Source organism: Oleiphilus sp. HI0079 (assembly GCF_001635105.1).
The window spans coordinates 1-644 of the sequence record NZ_LWFT01000916.1; the positions used below are offsets into that span (position 1 = coordinate 1).

The 644-nt window shown below is 48.6% G+C and carries 1 protein-coding gene; it reads left to right on the top strand.

The features are described from left to right. Nucleotides 1-42: 42 nt before the first annotated feature. Nucleotides 43-644: alpha-ribazole phosphatase (gene cobC, locus A3750_RS16895; RefSeq protein ID WP_156498671.1), on the top strand; the 602-nt coding region annotated here is incomplete at its 3' end.

Consider the following 644-nt stretch of genomic DNA (forward strand, 5'->3'; position numbering starts at 1 on the left):
GCTATTAAAAACCGAGAAACCAATATTATTCAGATGGTAAAAATGAACGAAACGATTATTGACCTAATTCGTCATGGAGAGCCGGTTGGTGGGCAGCGCCTTAGAGGGGCACAAGATGACCCCTTGTCCGAGCTTGGATGGCAACAAATGCGCGCGTCTGTTGCGGATCATAATCCATGGCAGAGTATTATTGCCTCGCCGCTAAAACGCTGTCGATTTTTTGCTGAGGAATTAGCAGGTCGACATGGTGTGCCTTTAAAGATTGATGAGCAGTTTCGCGAAATTGGTTTTGGCGATTGGGAAGGTTTGACGACGGCTGAGTTGATGGAGAGAGAGCCTGAAGCGTTAAAACGTTATTGGCAGGATCCGGATAATCATACGCCCCCGAATGGCGAGCGCCTGACGGACTTTGTTGAGCGAGTGCACCAGGCTTGGGAGCTTTTGCTCGCCTCTAGCCGGGATCAGCATCGTTTACTAGTCTGCCATGGAGGCGTGATTCGAGCCATACTTGTGCATGTGTTAGGAATGCCAAATAAGCGCTTATGGAACATTGATGTGCCTTACGCAAATGTCAGCCGCATTGTTGTGCATCATTGGGGCGACAATGAAAGTGCTGCGCAATTAAGATTCCATCAAACTCGGTT